Annotated in this window: 18 protein-coding genes; 2 read left to right on the top strand and 16 right to left on the bottom strand. The window is 54.5% G+C overall.

Going from position 1 to position 15,179, the window contains the following annotated elements; translation table 11 throughout:
* Nucleotides 1-76 precede the first annotated feature (76 nt).
* The 15 genes from KGZ66_11995 to KGZ66_11925 form a co-directional block, all read right to left on the bottom strand.
* Nucleotides 77-505, bottom strand: a complete 429-nt coding sequence (locus KGZ66_11995) for a sigma-70 family RNA polymerase sigma factor (GenBank protein ID MBS3986308.1) — start codon at nucleotides 503-505, stop codon at nucleotides 77-79.
* Complete coding sequence (locus tag KGZ66_11990; GenBank protein ID MBS3986307.1) at nucleotides 502-717, bottom strand: hypothetical protein; 216 nt, start codon at nucleotides 715-717, stop codon at nucleotides 502-504. The genes KGZ66_11995 and KGZ66_11990 overlap by 4 nt, the downstream gene beginning before the upstream one ends.
* 79 nt (nucleotides 718-796) lie before the next feature.
* Nucleotides 797-2,149: a DEAD/DEAH box helicase gene (locus KGZ66_11985; GenBank protein ID MBS3986306.1), complete on the bottom strand. Its 1,353-nt coding sequence runs from the start codon at nucleotides 2,147-2,149 to the stop codon at nucleotides 797-799.
* A complete protein-coding gene (locus KGZ66_11980; protein ID MBS3986305.1) occupies nucleotides 2,124-2,426 on the bottom strand; it encodes a VRR-NUC domain-containing protein in 303 nt (100 codons plus the stop codon). The genes KGZ66_11985 and KGZ66_11980 overlap by 26 nt, the downstream gene beginning before the upstream one ends.
* A gap of 197 nt (nucleotides 2,427-2,623) precedes the next feature.
* A complete protein-coding gene (locus KGZ66_11975; protein ID MBS3986304.1) occupies nucleotides 2,624-4,969 on the bottom strand; it encodes a hypothetical protein in 2,346 nt (781 codons plus the stop codon).
* The gene (locus KGZ66_11970; protein MBS3986303.1) at nucleotides 4,959-5,384 is read right to left on the bottom strand and encodes a DUF4406 domain-containing protein; all 426 of its coding nucleotides are present in this window, start codon (nucleotides 5,382-5,384) and stop codon (nucleotides 4,959-4,961) included. The genes KGZ66_11975 and KGZ66_11970 overlap by 11 nt, the downstream gene beginning before the upstream one ends.
* On the bottom strand, nucleotides 5,371-6,150 hold the full coding sequence (locus KGZ66_11965) for a phage antirepressor KilAC domain-containing protein (protein ID MBS3986302.1): 780 nt from the start codon (nucleotides 6,148-6,150) through the stop codon (nucleotides 5,371-5,373). Before KGZ66_11965 ends, KGZ66_11970 begins: the two co-directional genes overlap by 14 nt.
* Nucleotides 6,151-6,237: 87 nt before the next feature.
* Nucleotides 6,238-8,232 carry a hypothetical protein gene (locus KGZ66_11960; protein MBS3986301.1) on the bottom strand — a complete coding sequence of 665 codons (1,995 nt, stop codon included), beginning with the start codon at nucleotides 8,230-8,232 and terminating at the stop codon, nucleotides 6,238-6,240.
* Nucleotides 8,229-8,753, bottom strand: a complete 525-nt coding sequence (locus tag KGZ66_11955) for an NUMOD4 motif-containing HNH endonuclease (protein MBS3986300.1) — start codon at nucleotides 8,751-8,753, stop codon at nucleotides 8,229-8,231. Before KGZ66_11955 ends, KGZ66_11960 begins: the two co-directional genes overlap by 4 nt.
* A 69-nt stretch (nucleotides 8,754-8,822) precedes the next feature.
* On the bottom strand, nucleotides 8,823-9,410 hold the full coding sequence (locus tag KGZ66_11950; protein ID MBS3986299.1) for a DUF2815 family protein: 588 nt from the start codon (nucleotides 9,408-9,410) through the stop codon (nucleotides 8,823-8,825).
* The gene (locus tag KGZ66_11945) at nucleotides 9,403-10,539 is read right to left on the bottom strand and encodes a DUF2800 domain-containing protein (GenBank protein MBS3986298.1); all 1,137 of its coding nucleotides are present in this window, start codon (nucleotides 10,537-10,539) and stop codon (nucleotides 9,403-9,405) included. Before KGZ66_11945 ends, KGZ66_11950 begins: the two co-directional genes overlap by 8 nt.
* Nucleotides 10,532-10,834, bottom strand: a complete 303-nt coding sequence (locus KGZ66_11940) for a DNA ligase (GenBank protein ID MBS3986297.1) — start codon at nucleotides 10,832-10,834, stop codon at nucleotides 10,532-10,534. Before KGZ66_11940 ends, KGZ66_11945 begins: the two co-directional genes overlap by 8 nt.
* 7 nt (nucleotides 10,835-10,841) lie before the next feature.
* Nucleotides 10,842-11,024, bottom strand: coding sequence for a hypothetical protein (locus KGZ66_11935; protein MBS3986296.1), 183 nt, complete (start codon nucleotides 11,022-11,024; stop codon nucleotides 10,842-10,844).
* A 97-nt stretch (nucleotides 11,025-11,121) separates the two neighbouring features.
* A complete protein-coding gene (locus tag KGZ66_11930) occupies nucleotides 11,122-11,598 on the bottom strand; it encodes a sigma-70 family RNA polymerase sigma factor (protein ID MBS3986295.1) in 477 nt (158 codons plus the stop codon).
* A gap of 163 nt (nucleotides 11,599-11,761) precedes the next feature.
* Nucleotides 11,762-11,920, bottom strand: coding sequence for a hypothetical protein (locus KGZ66_11925; GenBank protein MBS3986294.1), 159 nt, complete (start codon nucleotides 11,918-11,920; stop codon nucleotides 11,762-11,764).
* 278 nt (nucleotides 11,921-12,198) lie between these two features.
* On the opposite strand from KGZ66_11925, the gene KGZ66_11920 reads away from it, so the two are divergent.
* Nucleotides 12,199-13,182, top strand: a complete 984-nt coding sequence (locus KGZ66_11920) for a hypothetical protein (GenBank protein ID MBS3986293.1) — start codon at nucleotides 12,199-12,201, stop codon at nucleotides 13,180-13,182.
* A gap of 333 nt (nucleotides 13,183-13,515) precedes the next feature.
* The gene (locus tag KGZ66_11915) at nucleotides 13,516-14,760 is read left to right on the top strand and encodes an IS110 family transposase (GenBank protein ID MBS3986292.1); all 1,245 of its coding nucleotides are present in this window, start codon (nucleotides 13,516-13,518) and stop codon (nucleotides 14,758-14,760) included.
* A gap of 179 nt (nucleotides 14,761-14,939) precedes the next feature.
* Here KGZ66_11915 and KGZ66_11910 read toward each other — a convergent pair.
* A partial coding sequence (locus KGZ66_11910; GenBank protein ID MBS3986291.1) for a transposase domain-containing protein occupies nucleotides 14,940-15,179 on the bottom strand: 240 nt, incomplete at its 5' end.

Below are 15,179 nucleotides of genomic sequence, written 5' to 3'. Positions count from 1 at the left end.
CCTCCAAAAAAGATTGCTTGTATACTTGGAAGCTACGTTTCGCTATTCTAATGCTATCAAACTTTTGCTGTGACATTCAACAGATTATAGTGACATCTTTTACTCGCTCCGAGCAGGCGGCTAACGCTTCGCCGTGTATTCGGTGAACGTGGCGCACGCTGCAATGAAAATCCGCCGCGATTTCATCCCATGTTTTGAAGCAGAGATAGCGCAGTTCCAGGAGTACCCTGTAATCTGGGCTATTCAAAGAACGGATAGCATTCGCAATGTCCCGCTTCAAGTCGACGAGCCTGTCGATGTCTAAGTTTATTTCATTCTCCAAATCCAGCATTTTGGCGATGATCTCCTCCATGCGGTGGACATTGCGCGTCTCGCTCGGCGGTGTCGGAGAGAGAGTGGATGTGGCTTTGGCGGCTAGCTCCCGAAGTGTTCGTACCTGCTCTAATTTTGCGTCTATAAGGCGGTTTATCCGCCGCGTTTGGGCCAAGTACTCCTTAACCGTCATAAACACCGCCTCCTTTCCCCGAGTTCACATCCTGTCCAGGTTATCCGCGACTGCTTGTCGCCGTTTGGCGTGATGTTTAGCAGGCACCTGTGATACTCGCTTTTATCGTTGCCGCACTGGAAAGCCGTCCATATCTTGCTGCTTGCCGATTCGTCGGGACATGCAAACCGGCAAGCCGCGCATCTGACGCGCTCAGTTGTTACTTCGCTCATAAGCCTACCTCCGATTCGGTTTTGTTTCCCTCGGATTGGCAGCTTTTGGCTTTAGCTGTCGTTGATTTACTCCGTAGGTTTACAAATTTGCTTTGACCGCCTCAATCAGGGCGGTCTGGGTTTTGTCCTTCCGCTTAAGGGCGGCCATGACCTGTTCGTCAATCGTACCCTTGGCGATGATATGGTAGATAACCACCGTGTCTTTCTGCCCCTGCCGCCAGAGCCGGGCGCCTGTCTGCTGGTAGAGCTCCAGGCTCCAGGTAAGTCCGAACCACACGAGAGTAGAGCCGCCGGCCTGCAAGTTCAGCCCATGCCCGGCAGAAGCAGGATGGATGACCGCCACAGGGATTTCACCGTCATTCCACCGTCTAATGGAGTCGGCGCTGTCCAGCTTTTCCGCGGGGAATCGCTCCAGTATCCGCGCCAGGTCGTGCTTGAACCAGTAGGCAATTAGAACCGGCTTACCGTTAGCGGCTTCAATCAAATCCTCCAGCGCATCCAGCTTGCGGTCATGGATGCGGAACACTTCGCCGTCGTCGCCGTAGACCGCGCCGTTCGCTATCTGGCAGAGCTTTCCTGACAGGGCGGCGGCATTGGCGGCGGTCACTTCGTCGCCCGACAGCCTCAGCACCAAGTCCTGCCGTAGTTCGTCATACCGCTCCCGCTCTTTGTCCGACAGCCGAACGGGGTACTCGGCGGTCACCAGTTCCGGCATTAGTATATGGTCGGTGGACTTCATGGAAATAGTAATGTCAGCGATTTTACGGTAGATTTCCTCCTCGGCATACGGCAGGGGCTTGTAACTAAATATGACCTGGCCGTTTCGCTTGTCGGGGACGAAATAATCGGTGCGGTACTGCCCGATGAACCGCCCCAGCCGCTTACCCATGTCAAGGAGCCGGAACTCAGCCCACAAATCCATCAGCCCGTTGCCGGTCGGCGTACCCGTCAGCCCAACGATACGTCTCACCTTGGGGCGAACCTTCATCAGCGATCTGAACCGCTGTGACTGGTGGTTCTTGAAAGACGAGAGTTCGTCCGCCACCACCATGTCGTAGTCGAATGGCAGCCCGCTTTCCTCGATGAGCCATTGGACGTTCTCGCGGTTGATGATGTAGATGTCGGCTTTGGCTTTGAGCGCCGCTTTCCGCTCCGTTTCGCTTCCGATAGCAACTGAACATTGCAGAAAGTGCAGATGGCTCCATTTTTTAATCTCATCTACCCATATAATCCCGACGCGGAGAGGACAAATAACCAGAACTTTGTGTACCTCGAAGCTGTCAAACAACAGATCCAAGAGGGCAGTCAGGGTGATAACCGTCTTGCCAAGCCCCATAGACAGTAAGATTGCGCTCACGGTATTTGTTTTTATAAATTCAACGCCATATCTCTGATAATCGTGAAGGTCAGCCCTTGCTAATAAGCCTTCCATTTGCACATCTCACCTCATTAAGAATTTGTTGTATCTGCCCTTCATCGTCCAAGACGTAGACTTTGAATCCCAGGCGCCGGAGCAGCCCATGTCTTGCTTCCTGCAATGGGCTGGGTTTCTCCCCATGCCGCTTGACTTCCACAAAAGCTATTTTATTCGGCAGAAGCACAAGGCGGTCAGGCATCCCATCGAAGCCGGGGCTTATGAATTTGGGCGCGATACCGCCCATCGCCCTTACCGCTTGGACAAGTTTCCGCTCTATGGTTTTCTCCCGCATGTTGACCTCCGTTTTTGTGTTGCCCAACTTGCCGTTTTTCCCTATAGACCTTACGCGCGCGTATTACTCGTGCCTGTTTCTCTTTTTACTATAAAAATAAGATTTAATAAGGAATTTATAGGCATATGGGCAATTTGCAGCCACATAACGCCGATTTATAAAGGGCTTGCGACTTTGCCGATGTCGTTGCCGAAGCCTCAATCGTCAATGCTGAGCACGCAATCTGCCCTGATAAAGACTTGTTGGGGTCCATACATAGGCACATAGCGTTTGCCCGTTTTGCCGCCACTGAACTTAACCCACCCTCCGAGCCTGTTCAGGATGCTTTGGATTTCGTAGGAGTCGGCCTTCTTGATGGATTCGCGGGACTTCCCGAAGCACTCGCACCAGATTTCCATGACGCAAACCTGGCCCCTGCGGATGCTGCCCTTTGCCCCCGTGGGGTCGCCCGGGGAGCGGATATATTCCAGCCTGCGGTAGATGTCCATCGCATCCCAGTTTTCAGGGAGCAGGGCGTCGAGGTATTCGGCGACAAGCCCCTCGCGGTCGTCGTTCTCCATCGCGTCCCGCTGTTCGGCAAAAGCTGCCGCAAGGGTATCGCCTGTAAGGAACAGTTCCTCGCCGCCTTGGTATTTAACAAGGGCTTCCGCCCAAATCTGGTCTATGTCCGTGAGTTCCCAAGCGTTGTATTTGCCTTCGCCGGATACCCAGACAGGCCAGAAGCGGCGGTTGCCGGTGATGTCGCGCAGGAAACCGCCATCCGAGTTGGTTGTGCCGACGATGATGCACTGGCGGGGATGGCTCTCGACTGCGCGTCCGTATGAGGGGCGGTACTTGTCGTCCACACGGGTTATAAAGGACTTCACCGTCTCCACATCCATCTTCTTGATGCCCGCGAGTTCCCCAAGCTCCAGTATCCAGTAGCCCTGCAGCTTCTCCGGCGCGGTCTTGTCCTTCATGTCCGATATGGAAAGGCTGTCGGAGTACCATTGCTGGCCGAGCTTTGAGAATAACGTGGACTTCCCGATGCCCTGCTTGCCGTTCAGCACAAGGATGGAGTCGAGCTTCGCGCCCGGATTCAAGATTCTCGCCACCGCCGCCACAAGCGTCTTTCGGGTAACGGCTCTGACGTAAGGCGTGTCCTCCGCGCCGAGGTAGTCGATGAGCAGGGTGTCGATCCGGGGAATCCTATCCCATTCGGGAAGGCCGCCAAGATATTCACGGATTGGATGGTAGGCGCGGTCGTCGGCTACCTTGGTGAGGGCAAGCTCGTAGTTGCGCGCCGAGAAAGTGCCGTAGCGTTTGTCGATGCAGGCCACAAGCTGGGCGGTGTCGGCGTCCCGCCAAGGCGGGTGCGGCCGCTCCCACGGCAGGTTATCCCCGTATATCTGGTTGGCTAGCCGGTTGTGGCGGATGCCCGCGAAGTCTTCGTCGTTATTTAAGATAAGGAGCAGGTTGCCGAGGGTGTTGGACAATACGCCGCTTTTCTCGCGGGCAAGCTGGGACTTCCAGTCGCCGCTCCTGTCAAAGTCCTTTTCGGCGGCGGCGATCCGCTCCTCGGCGAGCAACAGCTTTACTTTTTCGTCCTTCACGGCAAACTCGCTCATCGCCTTAAAACCCGCCTTCTCGTCAAGGTCGGGGAATTTGTGGATACGGACGAGGTCAAAGGCATTCAGCAGCCGGCCGCAGGCGGGGTCGGTGGCGTGGTGGGAATACGCCCACTTTCCCTCGTAAAGCACAACGCCTGCTGAGCTGTCGGCGGGGATGTAGTCGTAGCGGCCGCCCATCGCCGACGGCTCGTACACGTCGGGAAGGAACGCCGCGATTACGTCCTCTATCGGGTATGCGCGGCAGAAAGCCCCGACCAAGCCTTCCTTGGCGAGCGGGTCTTGCTGTTGGCGGATGCTCCGCTGGATTACCTCGGACTGGCGGCTTGACGTAGGCCAGAGCGAGCAGTCCCGCCAGTCGGACAGCTTCGAGAGGTATGCGTCGGGATCGAGGGTGTCGCCGTCGATTATTTTGAAGATATATTCCCCGTCCGAGGGCGTGGACGGCCAGTACATCAGGCGTTCCGGCTCGTAGGTGCTGTCGTCGAAATAGTCCATGCCGACGGCCTCCGCCACCAGCCGGGAGAGTGCGGCGTATTCATCCGGCGAAACCTCGCGGGCAAGCGGGATAACCACACGAAGCCGGGGTTCTTCCAGCGTGTGGCTGTGGGTGGAGTAGACCGCGCACCTGTGCGGGAAAAGCATCTCCACGGTGTCGATAAAACTGCTATCGGCGTGGTCTGCGTCGAGGGTGATCCCCGAACGGCTCTCGACCGTGTCTTTCTTGCGCCTGCCGCCCTTGAGGTGCCCGAGGACGTAGCCGCCCACGTCCTTGGTGGCGTCGCGTTTATCTTTGGTGAATTTCTTGTATTCGGCGACCGTCTCGGTTGTGCGGCGGGTAACCTTGAAACGCTCGCATAACTCATCGAAGGTGGTTTTCTTGTTGACCCACCGCTTTGACAGGCGGCTGTCGCCGTATGCGATTTTAAGTTCCATGCCCCAACACCTCGCATTTGTGGTTAAAGTATTTGATGGGCATCCCGCGCTTCTTCGCCTTGGCGATCTCGGCGGCCATGCCTGTGCTGATTTTCTCCCCAAAAACCCAGAGCTCATCGCACTTGCCGAGCAGGACGAGGGCAAAGAACAGCCCCAGTTCCCGTTCTTCCTGGTCGCCGTCGTCCATAAACTGCGGGTAGAGCAAGTGCGGGGCAAGAGGGATGCACCCCTTGGACACGGCGAAGCGGCAATATCCCCGCGCCTTAGATATGTTGTACTCCGTTTCCCCGGCAAAGGGCGAAGCGACGTATACAAGCGGCCGGTATCGCTTTGCCGGGGTTTCGGTTTTGGCTACCGCTATCAGCGCTTCATAAGCCGTCAGGTCAGGGTAGCCTTGCGCGTTATATCTGTCCATCGCCGCCCCTTTCCCCAAGGAAGAGGTTGATGAAATATTGCTGCCCCTTACCCGTGACCTTGGTCGTTTTACTGATGGTGACGTGGCCGTCTGAGTGCGTAATGGCGGTTTCTTTGACCTTGAACAGCCCCAGTTCCATCGCTCTCTGGGTCGGGGCGTTGTAATCCGTACCCTTTCGCTTGATGAGGTAACCGTCCTGACGGAGCCTTTCAAAAAGGCGGTTCTGCCCGATTTCGATCCCGTTGCCCTTGAGGATTTTAGCCAATTCACCGATAAGGATCGTACCCTCGGATACCGAAACGGCATCGGCGAATATCACCTTTGGCTTGTTTTCGATAGCTTCCAGCTGCAATCGTTCCTTTGCCGCGCGTTCCTCTTTAAGGGCGGTCAGCACCTTAATCCAAGCGTCGGGGTCGTTCATGATTTCTTCAAGCTTGGCGGGGGTGACATAGGCGCCATGCCTGCGGATGGCTGGAAGCACCTCGTGGGTGACCCAACGCTTGAATTTTTTGGCTTCGGGCTTGTCGGAACGGAGGATTACGTTGTAGAGGCCGCTCTCGTTCACGGCGTACATTTCGCGGGCCTGTCCGCCTGACACGAATTTGACTCGGGTCAGCTCATCGCCGTCCAAACGTTCCGCCACCTTGTTCGTGTCCGACAGCCCAAGCACATCGCACACATCTTTCAGCACCCAGAGCGTTTCGTCGCCTTGGAGCACTGTTCTTACGTCGTTCCCCTCGTAGGAGAACACCTGTAATTCATTCATGTTTAACCTCCTGAAAATATATTTTCGAGAGGTTAAAAACCCCTCACCATCCACAGGACAGCGAGGGGCGGATTGGCAACCAAACCGTTAATCTTTTTTGTAAAATGGGCAATCGAACCCGTCGGCAAGGAGCAGGAGCCCCTTCGCCCACGGCGGCGTCCGGCTCATTTGCCGGCAGAGAACCTTGGTGGACATCCTTTTGTCGGCTTCGATCACAATCTCATCGTGGACGTGCATGACGATGGAACAATACCGGAGCGTCCGCATGGCGTAAGAGAGGATATCGCGGCTCGTTGCCTGTACGATGTTCTCCACAAATTTGGGGCCGTAGCTTTCGATCCGTTCCCATTTCTTTGTGCCGCCGACGCCCTCGTAGGTCACGCAGTCCGAGCCGAACCGGTTTGTGCCGATGCGGGGCTTGACGTAGCAGAGCTGTCTGCCGGACGGGAGGGTGATGAACAGCATTCCGCTCTGATAACCGAAGCGGATGCCGTGGGTCTCGGTAACCGTCCTGTCCCTGACCGCAGTCATGGCAGCGCGGTCAACGTCCCACCAGAACCGCACGATGTTCGGGTTGGATGCCCGCCAAGCCGTGACGAGTGCTTGCAGCTCATCCTCCGACAAGCCCATCTCAAGCGCGCCCATTGCTTTGAGCGCGCCAACCGAGCCGCCGTAGCCAAGGGCGAGTTCGGCGATTTTGCCCTTCTGCCGGAGCAGGCTGCCCTTAGTGACAGCCTCAAGCGGCACATTAAACATCTGGCTTGCCGACGCCTCGTAGATTTTGCCGTGGGTGGCGAATACCTCGTTACGCCACCGCTCCCCGGAGAGCCATGCAATAACACGTGCTTCAATCGCCGAGAAATCAGCGACGATTAGCTTGTGGCCGTCTTTCGGCACAAACGCCGTGCGGATTAATTGGGAAAGGACATCTGGAATGTTGTCGTAGAGCAGCTCAAGGGCGGCGAAGTCTCCGTTTCTGACAAGGCTCCGCGCTTGTTCGAGGTCTGGCAAATGGTTCTGAGGGAGGTTCTGCATCTGTATTAGCCGTCCCGCCCATCTCCCGGTCCGGTTCGCCCCGTAGAATTGGAACATCCCCCTTGCCCGACCATCGGCGCAGACAGCATTCTCCATCGCCTGGTATTTTCTGACTGACGATTTCGCCAACTGCTGACGGAGAGCCAGCGCTTTTCCGAGCGGCTCCGGCGCGTCCTTGAGCAGTTCCGTGACCGCCTTTTTGCCGAGGGTATCTGTCTCCATGCCGTTGTCAGCGAGCCACTGCTTCATCTGCCGCACGGAGTTCGGGTTGTCAAGGTCGGTGAGTTCCTTCATCAGCCGGGTCAATTCGGCGCGGGAACGGGAATCAGCTTTGATGGCGTAGCGGACGAGCGTCATATCCAAAGCCACGCCACGGTCGTTTATTTCCTGGTCGAGGGCATACTCATCCCAAATGGAATCCGGCACGGGGAACTTGGCGAGTCTCTCTTGAATAGACAGTTCCGCTTCCACATCGCGGCGGTTGTATGCTTTGAACGCTTCCCACTTTTCAGGGGCGTGTTCTGGAAGATTGCGTGTTCGCTGCCCGCCCGCGGCGGTTGGCTTGCATGGCGAGCAGAAATAGCGGATGAGTTCCTTGCCTTCGGTCAGCTTCTGTTTTTCAAGCCCCAGCACCGCGCCCGCGCCTTCAAGCGAGAGCGGCAGCCCCATGTACGCCGACCATACCATCGCGCAGCGCCACGATTTGGGGTTCAGGTATTTCGCTTTGCCAAAGACAGCGGCGGAGTGGTGGTTGTCGGCGAAGGGGTCAAGGCTGATGCCCATGCCTGACAGATACCGCGAAAGGCAGACCCGCTCGAAGTTGGCGTTGAAAGCCCATTTCTCTACGGTATCGTCCGTTAATGCGTCGAGTACTTCGGCAGGAACGGTCTCGCCGTTTGCAAGGTCAACGATATGAACCTCGCCGCCGTCAATGGAGTAGCTGAAAAGTAAAATAGAAAAATCTGGCGATTCGCAATATTTATAAGTCCCACATTTTGTGAGCTCAGCAGACGAAAAAGTTTCCACGTCCAGCGAAATTTGTTTTATGTTAGCCATTGAAATGTTCTCCCTTGTCTGATATGAGCTATAGCACCACAAGTTACGCCAAATTTTTCAGCAATTACTGATGTTGGAGTTTTGCCGTTTAACAATAGACTTCGGATTTCAATCACATCTTGTGAGTTAAGGGAACCCATGCGACTGCCATATTCATAGCGGTCAATGTGGTTGTCACTCCGTGTCCCATACTTCAAGTTTTCAATACGATTGTCAGTTCGAACACCATTTAGATGTCGTACCTCCTGATTTACAGGGCAGGTTCCTAAAAATGTCAGGGCAACAAGTCGATGTGTCTTCTGGTTGTTGTGTTGCCCGAGACCAACAACATAGTAACCGTGTGATCCGACAACATTTTTCAGAATTCGTTCTCGTACTAAGTATCTTGTTACCTCTTTTGTTTTTGGGTGGGGGCGAGTTATATAGCGATTTAGACTTTTTATACGGCCCAGCGTGCTGGCTTGATATTTACCTTCGTAGCCGGGAATGTCTTTCCATATTTCGTTTTCCATATGACCGTCCTTTCATAACCCCGTATAGGGTGGCAGGCGCGGAGCCCACCACCCTTGGGGTCATTGGTCTTAGCCGAGGAAGTCCTCTTCGCCGCAGGTGGCGAAGTCGTCCTCCGCGCGGGATTTGCCGCCGAGGGGCTCGCCGTCGCGGATTTTCTGCAGGTTGTTCAGCCCGCAGGCGATCCCCTTGTTGCCATTCGAGTTGAAGGCGTAGAAGTTCACGCTCGCCCTGCCGTATACGCCGCTGTACACCTCCGAGCGGTTCAGGATTTCCTGGCGGTCGGCGTCCACGATGCCAGGCGCGGTCGCGCTGTTGGCGTTGATGAAGTAAGCATTGGCGTAGGCGGGGTCGTCGGGGCGTTCAGTGTCGCCGTCGCGTAGCGGGGTCTTGAGCGCGGAGAGGGGTGGTACGGACTTGCCGTTGCCCTTTAGTTTCGCCTCGCCCTCGCGGTAGGCCGCTTCAATCGCCGCCTTGATTTTAGCGACTGTCTTGGTGTCGGACTTCGGGATGATGAGCGACACCGAGAACTTCGGCGTGCCGCCGTTTATGGATTTCGCTTCCCACACGTTGGCGTAAGACCAGCGGGTATCGGGGCCGGTGATGACCTTCATGGGGTTGGAAGCATGCTTATTTACGTTGTTTGCCTGGTTAGCCATTGGAATTTTCCTCCTCATTGAAATCTTGTTTTGCCGTATTCATTGCCGGGCGTTTATCGCTCGCCGGCACGAGCGTCGGCTTGCCTTGGGGCTTCTCGACCAGATTGCCGATTAATTCGGCGAATCTTGCCTTGCCGAGGGTCTTTTCCATTGCGGTGATGCCCAGCACCTTGTGTTCGTAAGGATCGAAGCCCGCCGCGCTGACGGCATTAGCGACCGCTTCCTCGTTTGTATACCTGCGGTTGGAGCGCCCCTCGACCAGTTTCCAGCCGTGCCATTGTTTGCCGCCGAGGGCCGCTTGCAGTGCATAGTCCTTGATGTCCGAAGCCCACGACACGAGGTCGTCAATCCTGCCGAGGATGGATTCGATTTCATCATCCTCCAAAAGTGGCGGCAGCTTGAATTCGTACTTTGCGAGTTCAAGGTTGCGCTCCGCCCGTTTGCGGCAGTCGTGCTTCGCCCTGCAAAACTGGCACCAGTCGCCGCATCGGAATTCTCCTTCCCCGGCGTAGGCCAGTTCGGCGGCAGGTTTTAGCACTTCCTCCGCCCACTGATAGAGAGATTCCTTGAAAACCGTGTGAGTGGCGACGTTGTCGCGCCGGGGCTGATATACCGTCGTGCTGACCGTGCCGATGTCGTAGATGCCGTCGAACAGCTCCAGCGCGCCTAAGGCGTACAGCTTCATTTGCGGATTGTCGGTCACTTCGACCAAGACGCCCTGGCCGTGCTTGTAGTCCACGATGTGGAGCGTCCCGTCGGCGATGATTACGCAGTCGCCTGTTCCGAAGCCGCCCTCCACATACTTGGAGAAGTCGAGCCGCTGTTCGATTAAGATAACGGGGTCGGCGCAGGTCTGCTTTGCCGTCTCCACCAGTTCGAGGATATAGGCGGCGTAGCCGCTGGCGCATTCCTCCATCTCCTCCGAGTAATATGAGAGGTTGGCAGTCGGGTCTTTCGCCTTGATGCCGAGGGCTGTTTTAAGCTTGTACTCGCCGAGAGTATGGGCGTCCGTACCTTCGGCGGCGTAGCTGCTGCCCCTGTCCTCGTATTGCTCGCAGAGCCGCGCGGACGGCGGGCAGTTAATCCACCGATGGCTTGAGGAAGCCGAGAGCAGGGCGTGCTTACCCATTTCCTATTACCTCCGCTTCCGCGAGCAAGGCAGCATACTTGGCGGGGTTAATCTCCGATAGCTTCGCCGCGCCGTGCTTTTCGAGCAGCGCCCTCACCTCAGCGGTGTGGCCGTCGCGGGATTTTTCCGCAAGGACGGCTCGCACTTGCTCCAACGTTATGGGCTTTGGATTCGGGGCGGGCAGTTCGGCTCCGTCCGGCACCGGCGATTCGGCGGCGCGACTGTAAAATTCCCTCAAGTTGTCGCAAGCGCTGATGAGAGCTTTCGCGGCGGCGTGGAATTCCCGCAATACCATATCAAGTTCACTCATCCTGCCCATCAGGTACACCTCCTTCCCCTGCAGGTTCGTCCCGCCTCTGCAGCGCGAGCAGCTTCTTGGCGAGGCGTTTGGACACGACGCTTATCGCGGTCAGGATACCTGCTAACTCCTCGTCGAGGTTACCGTCGCGCAAATCCGTGTCCGTGTTTTTCGCCTTTGTTTCCATTGATCTACCTCCGTTTCCGGGGGAGATTGTTCTCCCCTCACCATCCACAGGACAGCGAAAGGGGCGTTGGCAACCAACACCCCCCGGTTTTTGAGAATTATTTGTCTGCGCCCATAATGCCGCGCAGTTTTTCAATAACTTTATGCTTGCGCTTGCCGACTGCCTGATGGGAGATGCCAATTTCGGCGGCGTAGTCCCGCTCCGTACGTTCTTTATAGAACAGCGCGTCGATGAGCGACCGCTCGTCAGGCTCCAACTCATCAAGGGCGGCAACTAGCTGTTCGAGGAGCAGCTTGTCCGCCACAAATTCAGCCAAATCCACCGGATCGGTGATTTCGTAGCCGTCGTCGATAAACTTGTTGAGAGATAGGACGCTACCCGTTCTTTGTTTGTCGCATTTGCTGCAGTCATCTGTGCACCGCTTTGTGCCGTCCTTGCCGTTGCTGATGACACAGCGCTTGCTGCGCTCTTGGCGCTTACGTTCCGCCCAGGCCGGACGCTTGTAAGCACGGTAAACTTCTTCTGTAACGGGGATTTGCTCGCCATCGATTTTGATAAAGCGTTGGTTTTCCATGTTCGACTCCTTTGGTTTTCAGAGATTTCTGAAATCCGCCGGAGCCGTTGAACCCGCTTTAAGACAGAACAAGACGGCAGGTGAACCCCTTGTTAGGGAGTTCCGCGCTGCCGTCTTGCGTTCTGGCGGACTTCAGTTATTGAGTTGATGCGGGGATTGGCAATTAGGTCGCTGGGGTGGTGCGTTCTTGCGTAATGCTCAGCGTCTCGTCGGGGTTCGCCGTGATTCGGGTGATGCAGTCCTTGATTTGGATTTCAAAGACCCGCTTGTCCGTGCTTACATCACCGACCCGTTTGTTGTTCAGATTCCTGACTTCGTCCACAGCATTGATTACCTCCTTTCTAGGAATTTCCCAGGGTTTGGTGAAATGTCTGTGATAACTCCAATCATTGTTGCTTTCGCAATAATCACATTGACAAGCGCGAATAGGTGTGCTATACTAATAGATAGTTTAGTTGATGCTCTCTGGTCGGGCCCGTCGTGCTTGTCCTTACGCATTTAATTCTACAAAACGGGACTACTCCGACTCCGTACCAGACCGTACCAGAACGTACCAAACCGGCCTTTTGGTTAGTTGGGTAATGAACAGGGGGTGGGCTTGTGACCTTTAGTGATTTCGCGAAGATGCTGTACCCGTTTTGCGGGGACGGGAAATACCAGTCAGACTTTGTCGTGGCTCTGATTTCCAACATCACCGAAGACACCGATGACGAGCAATGCCCTTTGCTGGACAATAAACCTGATTACCTCACGCGGATTTTTAACGGTTCTAAGCCATTGCCACGCAAAGACGCAACGTTCATGGTCGGCCATATGGACAAAGCCAAGTTTGAGGTGTACATATCCGACTTATCTGATGACGCGATTGAAGGATTGCGCGCCGCGCTTGCGGACAAGGGAATCACAGTTTCAAAGAAATATCAGGTCGCCGCTAAATGCGCCGATGTATTCGCGCAAATATTGACCGATTGTGCGAGTGGCAGCAAAGCCGCCGCTCCTGACGTGAACATGAAGATAGCTGATGAACTTGTTCCGCAACTGGATAAGGTCCAGCTACCACAAGTTCCGCTTGCGACCGTTTATGTCAAGGACGGTAAAATCCATATAGGCGGGAACGTGATAAAGCTGCCGGCAAAACTCTTGCCTCCCGTCAAAATTGAGCCGCACGAGCAGGTCTACGTAATTGAACTCATCGCGGCTTACTGCGATGCTGAAACAGCCGGCGGCGTAACAAGGGAAAACATATGCAAATACCCAAGGTATCAACGCAACTTTGAGGAACAGCGAAGGAACTACTACAACGCCGAGAGCATACGTCGTTCAGTCCGCGAGGTGTTTGCCGAGGAAGGCAGCGACCAGTTTGAGATTCTAAAAGAGGATATGTACGATGGCGTTTCTACGACTTGCGACCAAGATTTCGACCACGGCTACGCCCGTTTGATTGAGGTTTTAAAACAGGCGGTGGTGGTTCCCGTCGGTAAATCGCTTCTGAGCAACATCCCAAACTGGATAGGCAACAGCGAGAAAAAAGGCGTGTGCCATATGCTCGTAAATGATGGGAAGATAAGGTGGGTGCTGCTGTGATGGAGAACGTGTTCAACACCCCTCGTATAATTTAATTGGAAATTCATCCTTGCCAATTAGGCGTACCCTTTGAGACAATCAACATAGGTTGGTCAGGGTCCCTCTTTCACCCCTTGTAGCTTTGACTACTTTATTAAGAGTGAGTCCCTGAGCTTAATGTAGAGTTCTTACGCGTGGGTTGAGTCGCTTCGGGGCACTGTCCTTTGGTTTTCAGCAGGCCTTGGGTGTACCCACGGTGACCCTAAAGTGAACTCTAATGTTTTGCGAGGTTGTGTATGCATTAAGCCCTCAGGGGTACGCCCTAATTCTGGCCAATCCGGGGAGGTGAACCCTATGACAACAAAGCTATTTGCAGGTATCGACATTAGTGCTAATGACGCTGTGCTTTGCTTTCTTGATCAAGACGGTAACCAGCTAGGTCCTTCCCGGAAGTTTGCCAATGACTTTCTTGGTGCAAACCAACTCCTGGATACAATTACAACTTTTTCGGTCAATGAGGTCCATATCGGCCTTGAGGCCACTTCTGTTTACGGTGTCCACTTGCGGGACTTCCTTGCTGCCGCCAAAGAAGTTCCTCCTCATTGGGCGGTTTATGAAATCAATCCTTCCCTTGTGGCAGGGTTTAAAAAATCCTTTCCCAAGCGGCCTAAGACTGACCATCAAGACGCTTGGCTGATTGCAGAACGGGTCCGCTTTGGCCGGATAGAACCCTTTTCTCTTAAAAAAATCACTACCGCACCATTACTCCAATTGACCCGCCACCGGCTCCATCTGATTGAGCTAGTCACAACTGAACAAAACCGGGCCTGCAACATGATTTTCCTTAAGTTCTCCAACTACCGGAAAGATAACCCCTTTAGCAACACCTTCGGCAAGGCTTCCTCGGCTCTCCTTCGGGATTTGTCACCGGACGAACTGGTCAACATGGATACGGAACAACTTGTTTCTTTTATCGCCCAAAACGGTAACCACAGGCTTAAAGACGTTGGGCAAATGGCAGCGGATTTAAAGAATATGGCTAAAAGAGCTTACCGGCTTAATCCCAAGATCCAAAACTCGATAAATGTTACCCTTACCATGACCCTCCATAATATCGACTTTTTCAAAAGCCAGATCAAACGTTTGGATAAAGTCATTGCCCAGGAGCTGCAAGCAATCCCACAGACATTGACTACCATCCCAGGCATTGGTCCGGTTTGGGCCGCTGGCCTCACTGCAGAAATCGGTGATATCTCCCGGTTCCGTGATGAAGCCGCTTTGGCCCAGTATGCCGGCTTGACTTGGTCGCGTTACCAGTCCGGTGACTTTGACGCTGAGGAAAGACGGCTTACTAAGACCGGCAACCGTTACCTCCGTTATTACTTGGTGGAAGCAGCCAACTCATTGCGGGTACACAATGAGGAGTACAAGGCTTACTACCAGGTCAAATATCAAGAGGTGACAAAACATCAGCACAAGCGTGCACTGGTGTTGACTGCCCGTAAATTTGTCCGCCTGGTCTTTGCCCTGCTGAGCAAAGGCCAAATCTATACTCCTGCCTGCCCGCCCGCAGGCGGGCGGGCAGGCAGGAGTTCATAAATTAATTGGCCGGAGGTGAGAATTTAACTTCCATACAACTAACACCCATTTTCTCCCAGTTGGTCCTTCTTTCCAACAGGTAGGTTTTTTGTTGTCATTTTTAAGAACGTGAGCGTCAAACTTTCCCCACCTAATGTAATGGCGGAGTCAGGTCTGTGGGCGTAAAATAACCCGCCTTTTTAGGAGGCGGGCATTTCGTCACTTATTTTCCTGATCCGGCACCTGGCCGGCAAGCTGTTGGACCATGGAAGCAGTTTGTCTAAGGCATCTCGATCTTTGACATCCATATTAGGCATCTGTTCGAACAAGTAGATCAGGTAGGTGAAGGGGTTTAAGCCATTTTCCTTGGCCGTTTCGACGATGCTATAAATCGTGGCGCTGGCCTTCGCACCATGAGGCGTATTCGCAAATAGCCATCC

This window comes from Selenomonadales bacterium, assembly GCA_018335585.1.
GTDB lineage: Bacteria > Bacillota > UBA994 > UBA994 > UBA994 > UBA994.
This window is presented reverse-complemented; position numbering and strand designations above follow the sequence as displayed.

Excerpts from the sequence above, each read along its gene's own strand:
- KGZ66_11935 (MBS3986296.1), bottom strand. The coding sequence starts at position 11,024 with ATGGAAACAAAGGCGAAAAACACGGACACGGATTTGCGCGACGGTAAC.
- KGZ66_11930 (MBS3986295.1), bottom strand. The coding sequence starts at position 11,598 with ATGGAAAACCAACGCTTTATCAAAATCGATGGCGAGCAAATCCCCGTT.
- KGZ66_11965 (MBS3986302.1), bottom strand. The coding sequence starts at position 6,150 with ATGAATGAATTACAGGTGTTCTCCTACGAGGGGAACGACGTAAGAACA.
- KGZ66_11945 (MBS3986298.1), bottom strand. The coding sequence starts at position 10,539 with ATGGGTAAGCACGCCCTGCTCTCGGCTTCCTCAAGCCATCGGTGGATT.
- KGZ66_11985 (MBS3986306.1), bottom strand. The coding sequence starts at position 2,149 with ATGGAAGGCTTATTAGCAAGGGCTGACCTTCACGATTATCAGAGATAT.
- KGZ66_11975 (MBS3986304.1), bottom strand. The coding sequence starts at position 4,969 with ATGGAACTTAAAATCGCATACGGCGACAGCCGCCTGTCAAAGCGGTGG.
- KGZ66_11980 (MBS3986305.1), bottom strand. The coding sequence starts at position 2,426 with ATGCGGGAGAAAACCATAGAGCGGAAACTTGTCCAAGCGGTAAGGGCG.
- KGZ66_11955 (MBS3986300.1), bottom strand. The coding sequence starts at position 8,753 with ATGGAAAACGAAATATGGAAAGACATTCCCGGCTACGAAGGTAAATAT.
- KGZ66_11990 (MBS3986307.1), bottom strand. The coding sequence starts at position 717 with ATGAGCGAAGTAACAACTGAGCGCGTCAGATGCGCGGCTTGCCGGTTT.
- KGZ66_11970 (MBS3986303.1), bottom strand. The coding sequence starts at position 5,384 with ATGGACAGATATAACGCGCAAGGCTACCCTGACCTGACGGCTTATGAA.
- KGZ66_11915 (MBS3986292.1), top strand. The coding sequence starts at position 13,516 with ATGACAACAAAGCTATTTGCAGGTATCGACATTAGTGCTAATGACGCT.
- KGZ66_11950 (MBS3986299.1), bottom strand. The coding sequence starts at position 9,410 with ATGGCTAACCAGGCAAACAACGTAAATAAGCATGCTTCCAACCCCATG.
- KGZ66_11995 (MBS3986308.1), bottom strand. The coding sequence starts at position 505 with ATGACGGTTAAGGAGTACTTGGCCCAAACGCGGCGGATAAACCGCCTT.
- KGZ66_11940 (MBS3986297.1), bottom strand. The coding sequence starts at position 10,834 with ATGGTATTGCGGGAATTCCACGCCGCCGCGAAAGCTCTCATCAGCGCT.